Genomic DNA, 13,935 nt, shown 5'->3' with positions numbered 1-13,935 from the left:
GAACCATCAAGGTTACCCGAGCTGGCGGGCAGCTCCCCAATCCGAAGTTTTCTTCGAAGGCATCCTCCGGGCCAGGTAGCGGGCGTCCCTGACGGTTCCCGTTACCGTTGCGGACGCCGCGGCATACATGAAGTTGTTACCGAGAAAGTAGAGGCCGGGCGGGTCCAGGGCCACTCCCCTGTGCTGCCGGGGATCGCCTGAGGAGCCAAGGAGACCGGGATCGAGCCAGCCGAATTCCTCCCGGAAGCCGGTGCACCAGATCACGTTCGCCACGTCGGTGCGGGTTCCGTCCGCCAGGACGGGCAGGCCATCCTCAACCCCTGCGACGCGTGGAACGAAGTGCACCCCGGCCGCTGCAAGATCTTTCGCTTTGGTCCGGATCAGCGGAGCGCCATGCCCTTTCACCGCCGGCGCGGCCTTGCGGCCAACGGGGGTGGCCAGGGTCAGGACATGCAGCCCGGCGAAGCGGACCACCGGGAGGAAGAAGCGGGCAGCCGTCCTGCCGTGCTTGACCGGAATTTCGCTGGCGCGCCTCGCGGCCACGAACGTGGCATGGGTGCGGGCTACTTCACGCGCAATTTCTGCGCCGGAGTTTCCCAAGCCCACCACCAGGACAGGCCCGTCCTGCAGCTGGCCTGGATTCCTGTACTCGCTTGAGTGGAACTGGATGATGGAAGCGTCCAGCTCCCGGGCGAAGGGCGGAAGCTTGGGCTTCCGTTCGGCTCCAGTGGCCACCACCACGTTCCGGGCTTCCCACCTGGTGCCGTTGGAGACGGCAATGTACCGGTCCCCCTCATGCCACAGGCGTTCCACCCGGATGCCGGTCTTGATGGGCAAGTCCAGCGCCGCGGCGTACCGTTCGAGATAGTCGGCCATCGCGTCCTTGGTAGGGAAGGACAGCGGATCCGCGGGAAATGGGACGCCGGGCAGCCCGTTGTACTTCGCCGGCGTGAACAGGCGCAGGGAGTCCCAGCGCAGCCGCCAGCCGTCACCGATCCTCCGGCTGGCGTCAAGGATCAGGAACTGCCTGCGCTGGCGGGCCAGGAGGGAACCCATCGCGAGTCCGGCCTGTCCGCCCCCGATCACCAGTGTGTCCAACACTGTGCCGGTCCCGTTGGTGCTGCTGTTGTGGTTGTTCATGGCCGTACTCCTAGTTACTTGCAGTTTCCTGGACTGAACCTCCCTGTGGACCGCCAATTCGCGCCTGTCCCGTTTTCGGACCGCCGTGGCCGTACCGGATCCACCAGACGAGCATCAGCGCTGACGCGAGGACGTAGGCCAGGTGGAGGGCCCAGATGGGCCCGGCGGGAAGGTTGAAGACGTAGACGGAATGGACGGCGTTGGCCACATTGCTCAACACCAGGCTGCCTGGGCTGTAGGACGCCAGGTCCCGGGTGCGGGCAGCCTTGACCAGCATTGGCAGCATGCCAACAGCAAACAGCACCGTGGAGAGGGTGCCGGCCAACATGGGAAGGTTCATGTTCTGAGGCTATTGGCGGGCCCTGGGCCTGCGCTTCGGCCAAAACATGCAACCTTTCGTCCCACCGGCATGGGTATTAATGCCCATGCCGGGGTGCGCGCCTATCCTGCCAGGCCGTGTTCGTAGGCGTAACTGGTGGCCGCCGCGCGGGAGGCCACGCCAAGCTTGAGGAAGATATTGCTCAGGTGCCTGGCCACCGTCTTCTCACTCAGGTACAGCTCGGCGGCAATGGCACGGTTTCCCTTTCCGGACGCCACGAGCCGGAGCACCTCGAGCTCCCGCGCCGTCAGGGGACCGCCCTGCGCGTTGGGTGAGCGCTGGATCAAGGACGCCGCCCAGGCCGCTGCCGGGGCTGCACCAAGTTCCAGGAATTCGGCGTGGGCAGCCTCCAAATCCATCACGGCGGACGACTCATCCCCGAGTTCCCGGCAGGCGCATGCGATCAGCACCCGGCACCGCGCGGCCTCATGCGGCACCTGGAGTTCGTACCACAGGCGCCAGGCCTGGCGCAGCGACCGCGACGCCGCTGCAGCGTCCCCTTCTGCCAAGTGGATGGTGCCCCTTGCCTGGCAGGCAACTGCGGTCACCATAGGCATTGGGCATTCGCTGGCGAAGGCGTCCAACTCATCTGCTCCCCCGCGTGCTGCTGCCAGGTCTCCGGCGGCCACCTCAATTTCCACCAGGGCAGGCAGCAGGTGCCGCCGGGTAGCAGTATCGGCAACGCTCGCTGCCCTGCGAATCATGGACTGCGCCTGGCCAGCGTCTCCGCGTCCCAGTGCCAGGAGCGCCAGTCCGGGCTGGGGTTCGTAGCCGCTCTCTGCGGCTTTCCGGTAGGACTCCTCCGCGGCGGCGATGTTGCCCGCCACCCTGTGCACTTCGCCCTGCTCGTAACAGCCGCCGAAAAGCGCCTGGGGGTCACCCCTGGTTGACCGGTCCTGGGCAGCGGCCGCCGCTTTCAGCGCTTCGGCCCAGGCGCCGTGCAGCCGGAAGAGCTCTGCCCGGTGGGCCTGGCACTGCCCGCTGAACGCCACCATGTCCGGCCTTGCGGCGCACCAGCGGTCCAACGCGATAGTCCATTGCATGGCCCTCGCCAGGTCATAGGCCAGGTGGCAGTTGCCGATGACGGCGCAGTAACCGATGCCGGAAGGTATCGGAGACAACTCGCCTGAGGTGACAGCCACCATGACCTCGTCGAGGATCTCCAGGCCCTCGTTTGGCCGGCCGAGCATGAGGTTGGCTTGCCCCGTGCCAAGGAGTGCCAGGGCAGCCACGTCCTTGTCCTGCGCCAGGCGGGCAATCTCAGCCGCCCGGTTGAACACCTGCAGGGCGCCCGCGGGGTCACCGCCGTAGAGCTTGCCCAGCCCCTGGGGCATGAGCAGGAGCCCTTGCACGGCGTGGATCGCGTCAAGCTCCTTCGCCAGCCGTTGCCCGCGGGCCAGCCAGCCGCCGGCGCGTGCCATCTCACCGAGGTTGCTCAGCTGGATGCCCATCCAGCCGGCGCACCGGGCTGCGCCGGCGACGTCTCCAACTTCCAGGAATTCCTCGTGCGCACGGGTGAGCGTTTCAAGGCCTGCTGTGGTGTTGCCGGTCAGGATCTCCGCGGTGGCAAGCCTCTCGAGGTCCGCGGCCGGAAGTCCGCCCCGCCGGTCGGCGTCAAGGAAGTTCTCGAAGGCATCTGTCCAGCGGTGCTCGCGGAATGCAGCCCGGCCCTGGTCAATACCTGTTTCAGCGGACACCCGGCCTCCTTTCGGATACCCCGCCCAGCCGGCCCGCCGTCGTCGTGCTTGTGCAGTGGCGGTCCCTAAGCGTCACCGTACGCCCGCCGGCGCACGGGCACAAGCGGCGCCGTCAGGAGCGCAGCAGGGCGCGCAGCGTCTGGATGGTGTCGGCTTCGGCGGGCATTTTGTCGTCGCGGTAGCGCTTGACCCGGGCGAACCGGAGGGCGATGCCGCCCGGATAACGGGGGGACTGCTGCACGCCGTCGATAGCGATCTCCACCACCGTGACAGGCTCAACCCACACCGTGTTTGCCGTCCGCCGCACTTCGATCTCCTGGAACCGTTCAGTCTGCCAGCGCAGCAGTTCGTCCGTGAGGCCCTTGAAAGTCTTCCCAACCATCACGTACCCGCCGGGTTCGCCGAACTCGCCGGCGGGGTCGAGCGCTCCGAGGTGCAGGTTGGACAACATTCCCGACCGCCGCCCCGACCCCCATTCGCAGGCCAGCACCACCAGGTCATACGTCAGCACCGGCTTGACCTTGATCCAGTTGGACCCGCGCCGGCCGGCGGCGTAAAGGGACCCCACCGCCTTCACCACTACCCCCTCATGCCCGGCGGCGAGCGCGGCACGCGAGACGTTCTCGGCAACCGCCGGGTCCGCGGTGATCTCCCCGGGGACCCGGTGGCCGGGCGCGATACGTTCGAGCACCCCGAGGCGCATGACCAGCGGCTCGTCCAGCAGGTCGCGGCCGTCGATGTGCAGGACGTCGAAGAACCACGGATGCAGCAGGGTGGAGCGCGCCTGGTCCGCCCCGAACCGTGACATGGTCTCCTGGAACGGCCGCGGGGCGCCGTCCTCGCCCAGGGCGAGGGTCTCGCCGTCGAGGATCACGTCCCGTACCGGCAGGCTCCGCACCAGCTCCACCACCTCGGGCAGCCGGTGGGTCACCTCCGCCAGTGTGCGCGTATAGATACGCACCTGCTCCCCGGAGCGGTGCACCTGGATGCGGGCGCCGTCGAGTTTGTATTCCACGGAGGCCTCCCCCGTCGCCTCGAGCGCCGCACTGGCACTGGACGCCGTTGCGGCGAGCATGGGCTGCACGGGGCGGCCCACGACGAGGCCCACCGCGTCCAGCTCGGCGGCCGTCCCGGTCATGGCCAGCAAGGCGGTGCCGCCGAGGTCGCCGGAAAGCATCGCAGCCCGCCGGACGGACTCCACCGGCCGGCCGGCGGCGCGGGCGACGGCGTCCGTCAGGACGCCTTCCAGGGCTCCGGTGCGGAGCTCACCCAGGAGAACTCCGGCGATGAACGCCTGCTCCCGTTCGGTGGCGGCGGACAGAAGCGTCCGGAGGGTGGCGGCACGCTCCGCCGCGGATCCGGTGCCGGCCGTGCCGAGGAGGCGGTCCAGGGCGGCGTCGACGTCGGCCACCGTCAGGGTGCGCTCTTCGGCCGGTTCCCCCTTGGCTGCCGACATTCCGCTCCAGCCCACTCCCACGCGCCCCTGCCGCGGTTTTGCGATGAGCAGGCCGACGGCAGTGGCAATCTCCCCGGGTTCAAGCCGGCGCAGCAGGTCCGCGAGTGCCTCGACCTTGGCGAGCCGGGAGCGTGTGGAGGCGACCGCATCAGTGGTTTTCACGAGCTCGTCGAGCAGCATGGCTTTAGTCTTCCACGCGGGGCGTCAGAGGAGCTGAGGCGGCAGCTGCCACCTCCTTGATGCCGTCCAGGAGATCCTGCAGGCCCGGCTCTTCCAGCGGGAAGTGGCCGCAGCCGCCCAACGTCCGGCTGGTGGCAGGCCCAGGCAAGGTCCTCAGGGTGCTCTCACTCAGGACCCCCGGCGTCCAGTCATCAAGTTCCGGGTGCATAAGGTGCACCGGGAGGGAAACCCTGCGGGCTTCCCGGTGCGGGTGGTGCATGAAACTTGCGAGGAACCCAAGTGGAACCCAGGCGGCTCCCCCGCGCCGATCCGTCGAGCACAGCTGGCCCAGGCCGGGATCGCGGCCCATGCGCCTGAGATTAGCCACCCAGGATACTTTGACCGGAATCCTAGAGAAGGGACCGCGGACTCCCCTGAGCAATGGCAAAAAAGGCAGGGCGGCCTTACCGAACCTTGTCATAGCGGCACGGGCCTGCTTATCCAACGGGTCGAGCAGGCATGTGGCGATGACGGCGGCAACTCCACGGGCACGCGCCCCTGCTTCCACCGCCAGCAGGCCGCCGATGCTGGCCCCAAGGAGGACCACCGGACGGCCGTCATCTTCGGCTGCAAGGAGGTCCGCCAAAAGGCTTATCCAATCCCCGTAGGTCACTGATCCCCGCGATGCCGTCACCGTCCAGCCGTACAGGGGCATATCGACGGCGGCAATGTCGATCCCGCACCCCGCCAGCTGCGACGCCACGGGCCATAGTGCGGAAGCGTGTGCTCCGGCCCCATGGACCACAAGTAGCCGGACCGGGGCAGTGGCGTCGCGCAGCCGAAGCATGTGGATGCGGTGGTTCTTCCAGGGCCACCAGTCCGCCACCGGCTCGGCAAGGGAATCCCTCCTGGTGGAAGGCAGGAAACCCCCGTAGTCCGCCATGGCACTTACGGTGTGCGGGTCCGACGCCATGGGTCCCCTTCCTGCTTCAGCAGCCGTGAGCAGTCTAGCCTGCAGCAGGCAGGCCGGTCTCTGGACAGGGTCCGGACGGAGTTCCACAATGGGCGGATGGGCATCATCGTCGCGAACCTGTTCATGACCCTCGACGGCGTCTACCAGGCGCCCGGCGGACGCGAGGAGGATACCGAGGCCGGTTTCGCCTTCGGCGGCTGGCAGTTGCCGGTGTCCGATGACGAGTCCGAAGCCGACATCGAGGCCGGGATCGGCCGCATGGACGCCCTCCTGCTGGGCCGGAAGACCTATGACATCTTTGCTGCGTACTGGCCGCACCAGTCAGGCGACATCGGCGCCACCCTGAACCGGGTGCCCAAGTTCGTGGTCTCCGGATCGCTGGCCCACCCCGGCTGGGCAGGCACCACGGTGCTGCCGGATGCCGCGGCCGCGGGCAGGCTCCGCGAGGAGTACGGGGAGGTGCACATGTTCGGCAGCGGGGCCCTCATCCGCTCCCTGCTGCAGGCGGAAGTGCTCGACCGCCTTAGCATCTGGCTGTATCCGCTCACCCTGGGTCAGGGGAAGCGGCTCTTCGACGCCGGGATCATTCCGGCCACCTTCCGCCTCGCCGAACCGGCACGGTCCTTTCCAAAAGGAGCGGTGCGGCTGGTTTATGAGCGTGCCGGCGGGGTGGAGACGCAGGACATGCCGGGAACTTAATTCCAGCCGTACCCGAAGATGCAAAAACCGGCCCGGCGGATGCCGGACCGGTTTCTTGTTCGCACAGTTTCCTGCCAACGGCAGGTTAGTGGCTGTGGCCTGCGTGCTGGTCTTCTTCAGCGGGCTTCTCCGCAACCAGGGTCTCAGTGGTGAGAACCAGGGCTGCGATGGAGGCTGCGTTGCGCAGGGCGGCACGGGTGACCTTGACGGGATCGATGACACCGGCAGCGATCAGGTCCTCGTATTCGCCCGACTTGGCGTTGAAGCCGTTGTTGGTTTCGAGCTCGGCGACCTTGGCGGTGATGACGTAGCCGTCGAAGCCGGCGTTCTGGGCGATCCAGCGCAGCGGCTGCACCAGTGCGCGGCGGACAATGCCCACCGCAGCGGCGGCGTCGCCTTCCAGCGCCTTGACGGCGGGGTCCTCATCCAGTGCCTTGAGGGCGTGGATCAGGGCGGAACCGCCACCGGCCACGATGCCTTCTTCGAGGGCAGCGCGGGTGGAGGACACGGCATCTTCGATGCGGTGCTTCTTTTCCTTCAGCTCAACCTCGGTGGCAGCACCAACCTTGATGACGCCGATGCCGCCGGCCAGCTTGGCCAGGCGTTCCTGGAGCTTTTCGCGGTCCCAGTCGGAGTCGGTGCGGGCCAGCTCGGCACGCAGCTGCGCGACGCGTGCGGACACGTCCTCGGCAGAGCCTGCGCCGTCCACGATGGTGGTGTTGTCCTTGGTGACCGTGATGCGGCGGGCAGTACCCAGCACCTCCAGGCCAACGGTGTCCAGGCTCAGGCCCAGCTCCGGGGAGACAACCTGTGCACCGGTGAGGGTGGCAATGTCCTGCAGCATGGCCTTGCGGCGGTCACCGAAGCCGGGAGCCTTGACGGCAACGACGTTCAGGGTTCCGCGGATGCGGTTGACGATCAGCGTGGACAGGGCCTCGCCGTCGACATCCTCGGCGATGATGAACAGCGGCTTGGACGCCTGCAGCGCCTTCTCCAGGAGCGGCAGGAATTCCTGCAGCGAGGAGATCTTGCCCTGGTTGATCAGGATGAGGGCGTCCTCGAGGACTGCTTCCTGGCGGTCCGCGTCCGTGATGAAGTACGGGGACAGGTAGCCCTTGTCGAACTGCATGCCCTCGGTGAGGACCAGTTCGGTCTGGGTGGTGGAGGATTCCTCGATGGTGATTACACCATCCTTGCCCACCTTGCCGAAGGCCTCGGCCAGGAGCTCGCCGATTTCTTCGCTCTGTGCCGAGATGGCAGCCACGTTAGCGACCTGGGTGCCCTCGACGGGGCGGGCGTTCTCCAGCAGCCGTGCGGCGACGGCTTCAACCGAAACCTCGATGCCGCGCTTGATCTGGCCGGGAGCAGCGCCGGCAGCTACGTTGCGCAGGCCTTCCTTGACCAGTGCCTGGGCCAGGACCGTTGCGGTGGTGGTGCCGTCGCCTGCTACGTCGTTGGTCTTGGTGGCAACTTCCTTGGCCAGCTGGGCACCAAGGTTCTCGTACGGGTCGTCCAGTTCCACTTCGCGGGCGATGGTGACGCCGTCGTTTGTGATGGTGGGCGCGCCCCACTTCTTGTCCAGGACAACGTTGCGGCCGCGGGGGCCGAGCGTTACCTTGACGGTGTTGGCGAGCTTATCGATGCCGGCTTCAAGAGACCGGCGGGCAGCGTCGTTAAACGCAAGCTGCTTTGCCATGGTTTTGTCCTTTCAAGACAGAACCCCGCGCAGCTGGCCAGCAGAAGGCATGACCAGCGGCACGGGGATCCGGGAAGTTACTTTACGACGATCGCCAGGACGTCGCGGGCGGACAGCACGAGGTACTCGGTGCCGCCGGTCTTGACTTCGGTTCCACCGTACTTGGAGTAGATCACGACGTCGCCCACGGCTACGTCGACCGGTACGCGGCTGCCGTCTTCGAAGCGGCCGGGGCCTACTGCAACAACTTCGCCTTCCTGGGGCTTCTCCTGTGCGGAGTCCGGGATAACCAGGCCGGAAGCCGTGGTCTGCTCGGCTTCGAGCGGGCGGACAACAATACGATCCTCAAGAGGCTTAATAGAGACCGACACTCGGACCTCTCCTTTTCGTCAGCAAATTCGTGGACTTGGAAAGCTTTCCGCCCTGGCTGGCAACCGTCGTCGCGGTGCCGGCAGCAGCCTGGTGGCAGCTCTTCATGTGTTAGCACCCTCCTAGGGAGAGTGCTAATGAAGACTCTATGTCCGCGTTAGCACTCGGTCAAGGCGAGTGCCAGCGTTTCGTCCTCGGCGGACACACGTGCCATGTACATTGAAGCGGTGCGAGCTGCCGTGTACCTGATCCTTGCGAACCTGTTCTGGGCCGGAAACTTCGTGGTGGGCCAGTCGGCCATGAAGACCATGGACCCGCTCCAGCTGACGTTCTGGCGCTGGGCCCTGGCCGCCGCGCCGCTGCTCCTCCTGGCACACGTCGTCGACAGGCCGGACTGGAAGGCGGTGCTGCGCCGCTGGCCGGTCCTGCTGCTGCTAAGCGTGCTGGGGATGAGCGGCTATACGCTGCTGCTGTACAGCGCGCTGCAGCACACCTCGGCCCTGAACGCCTCCCTGGTCACTGCCGCCAACCCGGCGCTGATCATGGTGCTCGCCGTCGTCCTCCTTCGGGACCGGCCCCGCCCCGTGAGCTGGCTGGGCATCGGCCTGGGCCTGGCCGGGGTCCTCCTGGTGCTTACCGGCGGTGACCTGCAGCGGCTGGTCACGTTCTCCATCAATGCCGGTGAACTGCTGATCCTGGCCGCCATCACGGTATGGGGCTTCTACACCATCATCGCCCGCAGGCTGTCCCTGCCGGCCATCACGGCCACTGCGGTGCAGGTTGCCCTGGCAGCCGTGGTCCTCGCCCCCGTGGCGGTGGTGAGCGGCGCCGGGCTGCCGTCCACACCCGCCGAAAGCTGGTCGCTGGCGTTTATCGCGGTGTTCCCGTCCCTGGGCTCCTACCTGCTGTGGAACCTGGCCCTGAAACGGACCACGGCCGCGAACGCGGGCAACTACCTGAACCTGATCGCCGTCTTTACCGCTATCATCACGGTGCTGCTGGGCCAGCCCATCACCATCGCGCAGGTTATGGGCGGCATCCTGGTGATATCAGGCGTACTGCTCACCAGCGCTGGGCAGCAGCCTCAGCGGCCCAGATCATCGAAGTCAACGTCCTCGCCGCCGTCGGAATCCCGCGTCCCCTGATTCCTGCTGCGGTACAGCACAGCGGCTGCGGCGGCCGCGGCCAGCAGGGAGGCGACCAGGAACACAATGCTTCCGGTCCGTGCCCCGGCGTACAGCCCGCGGATATCCCGGGCCTCCTGGGTATCGTCCTCGATGCTGTTGCCGCCCACCGAATAGACGGTGGCGTTGAACGTGTCCAGGAAGAAAATGATCACCAGCAGCGCCAGGCACACCACCGCCACCACGGCCGCCGCGATCAGCGCCGGGCGGGCGTACTTGGCAGGACCCCGGTCCGTGGGCTGCTGTTCTCCGGACTGCTGGGGGCCTGCGCTGTCTTCCATGGTTTCAACCCTATCGGCATCCCGCAGGACGCTCCTCCACTAGGCTGGAACGCATGCCCAACGCTCCCCAGGACCAGATCGCGCCGCTGCTCACCCCGGAAGGCTGGGAACTGCTGGCCTCCCTTGGACCCTACCGTGATGACGCGTCGTTCGGGTTGAATTCCGCGCTGCGCAAGGCCGGACACTCCCCCGAACTCGTGTCCGCTGCCCTCACGCAGTCACGGCTCCGCACCAGGGCCGAGGCCAAGTTCGGCGAGTTTGCCCGCCAGATGCTGTTCACCCAGGCCGGGCTGGAGCAGGCCACCCGCCTGAGCGTTGCAGCCCGCCACGCGCAGCGCTTCGCCGAAGCGGGCGTCAGCCACGTCGCAGACCTGGGCTGCGGGCTCGGCGCCGACTCCCTTGCGCTGGCTTCCCTGGACCTCACCGTCACCGCGGTGGAAAAGGACGAGACAACTGCCGCCTGCGCCACCGTGAACCTTATCCCCTTCCCGAACGCCACCGTGGTCCACGCGGACGCCACCGCGGTCCCGCTGGATGGCATCGACGGCGTGTGGCTGGACCCCGCCCGCAGGGTCACCTCCAGCTCCGGCACCACGCGCATCTGGGATCCCGAAGCCTTTTCGCCGCCGCTGTCCTTCGTGGAGTCCCTCGCGGCATCCGGAAAGGCCGTGGGGGTGAAGATGGGGCCGGGGATGCCGCATGATTCCGTGCCCGAAGGCTGTGAAGCCCAATGGGTGTCCGTGAACGGGGACGTCACCGAGGTGGCCCTGTGGTTCAACGCCGTGCGCCGCGCCGGCGTCCGCCGCTCAGCCCTGGTGCTGGGGCCAAACGGAGCAGCCGAGCTTGCCAGCGCCGATGAGTTCGGAGCCGGGCCCGCGGCGCCGGTGGGTCCGGTGGCGGGCTACCTCTACGAACCGGACGGCGCCGTCATCCGGGCGGGACTCGTGGCCGACGTCGCAAAGGAGCTCGGGGGCCACCTGGTGGACGAGCACATCGCCTACATCTGCTCCCCCGCACTTGCAGACACCCCGTTCGCGCGTGCCTACAAAGTGCTGGATGTCATGCCCTACAACGTCAAGGCGCTCAAGGCCTGGGTTAAGCAGGAACGCATCACGGTGCTGGACATCAAGAAGCGCGGCACCGCCGTCACCCCGGAGGAACTGCGGAAGCAGCTGCTGCCCGGCGGCAAGAATGCCGGCAAGAAGGGCGCCGGGAAGACAGCCACCCTGGTCCTGACCCGCATCGGGGAGGACCGGGTGGCCATCGTGGTGGAGCCGATGGCAGCCGGCACCTGAGCACCAGGTGCTACTGGGCGCGCATGAACTCCTCGGCGGCCCGCACCTGCTCAGGGGTGGGCCGCACGCCCGTGTAGAGCACGAACTGTTCCAGCGCCTGGATGGTGGCCACCTCCGCACCGGTGATCACCGGCTTGCCCGCGGCGCGGGCCGCCCGGATCAGCGGGGTCTCCGCGGGCAGCGCCACCACATCGAAGACAATCCTGGCGGCGTTGATGGCCTCGGCAGGGAACGCCACCGTTTCCGCGTCCGCCCCGCCGGCCATCCCCAGCGGGGTGACGTTGATGATCAGGTCCGCGGTGCCGCCGTCGAGCGCTGCCCGCCATTGGAAGCCGTACTGGGCGGCGAGCGCGCGTCCGGCGGCCTCGTTCCGCGCAATCACCGTGACGTCCTTGAAGCCGGCGTCCCGGAGTGCCGCCGCGGTGGCCTTGGCCATGCCGCCGGCGCCCTGGACCAAGACCGAGTAGCCGGTGGGTACCGAATTGCTGGCGAGCAGCTGTTCGATGGCCGTGTAGTCGGTGTTGTAGGCCTTGAGGTGGCCGTCCGTGTTCACGATGGTGTTAACCGAGTCGATGGCCTTGGCGGAGGGGTCCATCTCGTCAACGAGGGCGATGACGTCCTCCTTGTACGGCATGGAGATGGCGCAGCCACGGATGGCCAGCCCGCGGACCCCGGCGATGGCCTGTTCCAGGTTGGTGGGGGCGAACGCCTTGTAGATCCAGTTGAGCTCGAGCTGGTCATACAGGTGGTTGTGGAACCTGGTCCCGTTGTTGCTGGGACGGGCCGAGAGCGAGATGCAGAGAGTCATGTCTTTATTCAGAATGGGCACCTGACCATTAAACGCGCTCAGGCGGGGCAGCCCGTTCCGGCCGGTATGTTCCCGACGGCGGCAGGCAGCTTTCCGGGCGCCGGCGCCTTTCCTGCCAGCACGGCGGCGAGAGCGTCGAACGCGGCATCGCTGCGGCCGTAGAGCGCCAGCCGGACCGGCGCCGGGGAGGCCTGCAGCGTCCATGGGACGTCCAGCGCCACCTCGATGTCTCCTCCGGCGGGCCGCCCGCCGTGTCCGATGAGGTTCACCACCGGCCCCGATCCCAGGCTAAGGCCTGCCCGGGTGGCGGCGGCCTCGAAGCGTTGCCGGTCCCCCGGCCCGCCGCCTGCCACCCGGACAGCCCCCGGAACCAGCGGTCCGCTGCAGGGCCCGGAGACCACCGTGACGGCCGAGGCCGAGACCCGGGCGGAGACTGGTGCCGCGCTGCCGGCCGGCGTCCCTGCTGCAGGGCCTCTCCGTCCCTGCCAGACCATCATCGTGGCCACCCGCCGGGCGGCCTCGTCCAGCCGTTCAGCGGGGAGCGTTCCTGATTTCACCGCCGCAACGATGGCGGCATGGGCCTGGGCGACGTCGGCGGGCATCAGCAGCAGGTCGGCACCCGCTGCGAGCGCCATTACCGCGGCGGTTCCGCCGGGGTACTGCTTGGTCACTGCGCCCATGTTCAGGGCGTCCGTCACCGCCACACCCTTGAATCCCAGTCCGCGCAGGGCGGCATAGGTGGGAGCAGAGAGCGACGCCGGGACGCCGGGTTCCAGCGCGGGCACGGCAATGTGCGCGGTCATCACCATCGGAGTTCCGGCGGCGATGGCGGCCTGGAAGGGCTTCCAGTCCCTGCCGCGGAGTTCCTCCACGCCTGCGGGCTGGACCGGCAGGTGGTGGTGGGAATCGGCGGTGACGGAACCATGCCCGGGGAAGTGCTTCACCGTGGGCAGAACACCAGCGGCCAGCATGCCCTGCGAGAACGCCACCCCGTGCACCGCGGCCGCGGCAGGGTCGGCGGACATGGACCGCGCCCCGATGGTGGGGTCCTTCGGGCCCATGGTGACGTCCGTGTCCGGGGCGAAGTCAACGTTGAAGCCCAGCGGCACCAGCTCGCCGGCCAGGCCCTGCCCCGCCTCCCTGGTCAACGCTTCGCTGCCTGCCGCGCCGTAGCTCATGGGCGCGGGCCACTCTGTCAGCGGCGGGCCGAGGCGGGCTACCAGGCCCCCTTCCTGGTCCACCCCGATCATCCCGGGCCAGGGGTTGCCGTCCGCCACGGCGGCCTGGGCGAGCCGCTGGTTGATGGCGCCCATGCGGGCAAGGTCAACCTTCCCCTGCGGGTCGCGGGGAACGTTGTCACCCATGACGATGGACCCCGCCAGGTGCAGCCGTTCCACGGTGGCCGCGTGCGCCTCCACATTGAAGCCCTGGAAGAAGGGCATCAGCACCTGGCCCGCCTTCTCCTCCGGCGTCATGCCTGCCACGGCCGCGGCGGCGGCGTCCTGGTCGCGCTGTTCCGGGCCCCAGCCCAGGGGCCGGGAACCGGGGTCGGGTGCGGGGGACGCCGAGGCGGGCGCCGCCGTCGGGCTCGCTGACGCCGACGGTGACACGGTGGCGGACGGCGCCGCGGGGGACGGCGTCGACGACGGGACGGGGCCGGGCGCGGCGGTGCAGGAGGCCAATGCAACGGCGGATAATGCTGCTAGGAGGGGGAAAGTTTTGTGTGGACTGTCACGCAGGTGCTGGAACGGGGACATCATAATGATGCTACCCCTGAGCTATAGACTTGAAACACCCGT

Annotated in this window: 13 protein-coding genes; 3 read left to right on the top strand and 10 right to left on the bottom strand. The window is 67.9% G+C overall.

The window, feature by feature from the left end; all coding sequences use genetic code 11:
* Positions 1-12: 12 nt before the first annotated feature.
* The 5 genes from AC5RT3_RS01715 to AC5RT3_RS01695 form a co-directional block, all read right to left on the bottom strand.
* A complete protein-coding gene (locus AC5RT3_RS01715; protein WP_494050937.1) occupies positions 13-1,140 on the bottom strand; it encodes a flavin-containing monooxygenase in 1,128 nt (375 codons plus the stop codon).
* A 10-nt stretch (positions 1,141-1,150) separates the two neighbouring features.
* Positions 1,151-1,480, bottom strand: a complete 330-nt coding sequence (locus AC5RT3_RS01710) for a hypothetical protein (RefSeq protein WP_494050938.1) — start codon at positions 1,478-1,480, stop codon at positions 1,151-1,153.
* A 101-nt stretch (positions 1,481-1,581) separates the two neighbouring features.
* The gene (locus tag AC5RT3_RS01705; protein ID WP_494050939.1) at positions 1,582-3,216 is read right to left on the bottom strand and encodes a LuxR C-terminal-related transcriptional regulator; all 1,635 of its coding nucleotides are present in this window, start codon (positions 3,214-3,216) and stop codon (positions 1,582-1,584) included.
* 112 nt (positions 3,217-3,328) lie between these two features.
* Complete coding sequence (locus AC5RT3_RS01700; protein WP_494050940.1) at positions 3,329-4,852, bottom strand: ATP-dependent DNA ligase; 1,524 nt, start codon at positions 4,850-4,852, stop codon at positions 3,329-3,331.
* Between the two features lie 4 nt (positions 4,853-4,856).
* A complete protein-coding gene (locus AC5RT3_RS01695) occupies positions 4,857-5,804 on the bottom strand; it encodes an alpha/beta hydrolase (RefSeq protein ID WP_494050941.1) in 948 nt (315 codons plus the stop codon).
* A gap of 96 nt (positions 5,805-5,900) precedes the next feature.
* Between AC5RT3_RS01695 and AC5RT3_RS01690 the strand changes: the two genes are divergently transcribed.
* Positions 5,901-6,503, top strand: a complete 603-nt coding sequence (locus AC5RT3_RS01690; protein ID WP_494050942.1) for a dihydrofolate reductase family protein — start codon at positions 5,901-5,903, stop codon at positions 6,501-6,503.
* An 85-nt stretch (positions 6,504-6,588) separates the two neighbouring features.
* Here the strand turns inward: AC5RT3_RS01690 and groL are convergent, their stop codons facing one another.
* Both groL and groES read right to left on the bottom strand, forming a co-directional pair.
* Positions 6,589-8,199: a chaperonin GroEL gene (gene groL, locus AC5RT3_RS01685; protein WP_494050943.1), complete on the bottom strand. Its 1,611-nt coding sequence runs from the start codon at positions 8,197-8,199 to the stop codon at positions 6,589-6,591.
* 77 nt (positions 8,200-8,276) lie between these two features.
* Complete coding sequence (groES, locus tag AC5RT3_RS01680; RefSeq protein ID WP_377992281.1) at positions 8,277-8,570, bottom strand: co-chaperone GroES; 294 nt, start codon at positions 8,568-8,570, stop codon at positions 8,277-8,279.
* 210 nt (positions 8,571-8,780) lie between these two features.
* Between groES and AC5RT3_RS01675 the strand changes: the two genes are divergently transcribed.
* The gene (locus tag AC5RT3_RS01675) at positions 8,781-9,713 is read left to right on the top strand and encodes a DMT family transporter (RefSeq protein WP_494050944.1); all 933 of its coding nucleotides are present in this window, start codon (positions 8,781-8,783) and stop codon (positions 9,711-9,713) included.
* Here the strand turns inward: AC5RT3_RS01675 and AC5RT3_RS01670 are convergent.
* Positions 9,653-10,033 (bottom strand): hypothetical protein, encoded by a 381-nt coding sequence (locus AC5RT3_RS01670; protein ID WP_494050945.1) that lies wholly within the window; start codon positions 10,031-10,033, stop codon positions 9,653-9,655. The genes AC5RT3_RS01675 and AC5RT3_RS01670 overlap by 61 nt on opposite strands.
* Before the next feature lie 53 nt (positions 10,034-10,086).
* On the opposite strand from AC5RT3_RS01670, the gene AC5RT3_RS01665 reads away from it, so the two are divergent.
* A complete protein-coding gene (locus AC5RT3_RS01665; RefSeq protein ID WP_494050946.1) occupies positions 10,087-11,328 on the top strand; it encodes a THUMP-like domain-containing protein in 1,242 nt (413 codons plus the stop codon).
* A 10-nt stretch (positions 11,329-11,338) separates the two neighbouring features.
* Here the strand turns inward: AC5RT3_RS01665 and AC5RT3_RS01660 are convergent, their stop codons facing one another.
* Positions 11,339-12,157 (bottom strand): shikimate 5-dehydrogenase, encoded by an 819-nt coding sequence (locus tag AC5RT3_RS01660; protein ID WP_494050947.1) that lies wholly within the window; start codon positions 12,155-12,157, stop codon positions 11,339-11,341.
* Positions 12,158-12,174: 17 nt separating this feature from the next.
* Positions 12,175-13,611, bottom strand: coding sequence for a glycoside hydrolase family 3 N-terminal domain-containing protein (locus AC5RT3_RS01655; RefSeq protein WP_494123392.1), 1,437 nt, complete (start codon positions 13,609-13,611; stop codon positions 12,175-12,177).
* Positions 13,612-13,935 lie beyond the last annotated feature (324 nt).

It is taken from the genome of Arthrobacter sp. Y3221159, assembly GCF_059089885.1.
Note: the sequence above shows the minus strand (reverse complement) of the source record. Positions and strands in the feature narration are given on the sequence as shown.

Excerpts from the sequence above, each read along its gene's own strand:
- AC5RT3_RS01675 (WP_494050944.1), top strand. The coding sequence starts at position 8,781 with ATGTACATTGAAGCGGTGCGAGCTGCCGTGTACCTGATCCTTGCGAAC.
- AC5RT3_RS01655 (WP_494123392.1), bottom strand. The coding sequence starts at position 13,611 with ATGACGCCGGAGGAGAAGGCGGGCCAGGTGCTGATGCCCTTCTTCCAG.
- groL (WP_494050943.1), bottom strand. The coding sequence starts at position 8,199 with ATGGCAAAGCAGCTTGCGTTTAACGACGCTGCCCGCCGGTCTCTTGAA.
- AC5RT3_RS01695 (WP_494050941.1), bottom strand. The coding sequence starts at position 5,804 with ATGGCGTCGGACCCGCACACCGTAAGTGCCATGGCGGACTACGGGGGT.
- AC5RT3_RS01665 (WP_494050946.1), top strand. The coding sequence starts at position 10,087 with ATGCCCAACGCTCCCCAGGACCAGATCGCGCCGCTGCTCACCCCGGAA.
- AC5RT3_RS01670 (WP_494050945.1), bottom strand. The coding sequence starts at position 10,033 with ATGGAAGACAGCGCAGGCCCCCAGCAGTCCGGAGAACAGCAGCCCACG.
- AC5RT3_RS01690 (WP_494050942.1), top strand. The coding sequence starts at position 5,901 with ATGGGCATCATCGTCGCGAACCTGTTCATGACCCTCGACGGCGTCTAC.
- AC5RT3_RS01710 (WP_494050938.1), bottom strand. The coding sequence starts at position 1,480 with ATGAACCTTCCCATGTTGGCCGGCACCCTCTCCACGGTGCTGTTTGCT.
- AC5RT3_RS01715 (WP_494050937.1), bottom strand. The coding sequence starts at position 1,140 with ATGAACAACCACAACAGCAGCACCAACGGGACCGGCACAGTGTTGGAC.
- AC5RT3_RS01700 (WP_494050940.1), bottom strand. The coding sequence starts at position 4,852 with ATGCTGCTCGACGAGCTCGTGAAAACCACTGATGCGGTCGCCTCCACA.